Annotated in this window: 1 protein-coding gene; it reads left to right on the forward strand. The window is 69.9% G+C overall.

The annotated features are described in order from the left end of the window. On the forward strand, window positions 1–1,116 hold a 1,116-nt coding region (locus tag ACFQEU_RS16365), incomplete at both ends, for an FAD-binding domain-containing protein (RefSeq protein ID WP_379783887.1).

A 1,116-nucleotide genomic window follows, 5' to 3' on the forward strand; every position in this document is an offset into this window, starting at 1 on the left:
CCGCGAGCGGCTCGGCGTCCGGTTCGTCGATGGGGACGGCCTCGTGCGCGACGACGATCGACCGCGGCGCGGCTGGAAGGAGTCTGTCGAGTCGTGGCTGGCCGCCGACCCGCACGACTGGGACCCGCGTGCGGTCGCCGTCGAGCGGATCGACACGGGGATCGACCCCGGGACCGTCGCGGACGCGTACGACGTCGTCGGCGAGAAGTCGATGGTTCCGACCGGGGGCCGGGAGGCGGGCCGTGATCGGCTGAAGTCGTTCACGAGCCGGATCGGCGAGTACCCCGGGAGCATCTCCTCGCCGGTCGACGCCCGCGACGGAACGAGCGGACTCTCGCCGTATCTCCGGTTCGGCTGTCTGTCGGTCCGGGAGGTCCACCGTCACGTCGACGAGCACGCGCCGGACGGCCGGGGGAAGTCGATGTTCGTCTCCCGGCTGTTCTGGAACCTACACTACCGACAGAAGCTCGTCGACTGGCCCGGCTGGCTCGACGAGGCGGTAAACCCGGTCATGCGCGGGTTCAACCGTGACCGGCACGACCCGGAACTCGTCGAGGCGTGGAAGGCCGGGAAAACCGGGTTCCCGATGGTCGACGCGAGCATGCGATCTCTCCGCGAGACGGGGTGGCTCAACTTCCGGATGCGGGCGCTCTGTGCGAGCGTCTACTTTCACGTCCTCCAGCAGCCGTGGCTGATCGGCGCGGACCACTTCCACGAGCACCTGATCGACTCGGTCGCCGCGATCAACTACACACAGTGGCAGTCACAGTGCGGGCTCGTCGGTCGCCCCGGCCTCCGGCTGTACAACCCCCACAAGCAGGTCCGCGATCAGGACCCGGACGGCGAGTTCATCACCCGGTGGGTGCCCGAGCTCGCGGAGCTCCCGGCCGAGTACCTTCCCAGACCGGCGAAGGCTCCGCTGGCAGTCCAGGACGACTGTGGCGTTCGGATCGGGGAGGACTACCCGTATCCGGTCGTCGACTACGAGGCCGCGCGTCTGGAGTTTCGCGACCGCTACGCCGCCGCCTACCCCCGTGCCGCCGCACGACTCGCCGACGAGACGGTCGCGAGACGGGCGTCGCTCTCCGGCGGGATCGGCGGCGCGGCGTCGATCGC

This window comes from Halorubrum tibetense (assembly GCF_042661865.1).
Classification (GTDB): domain Archaea; phylum Halobacteriota; class Halobacteria; order Halobacteriales; family Haloferacaceae; genus Halorubrum; species Halorubrum tibetense.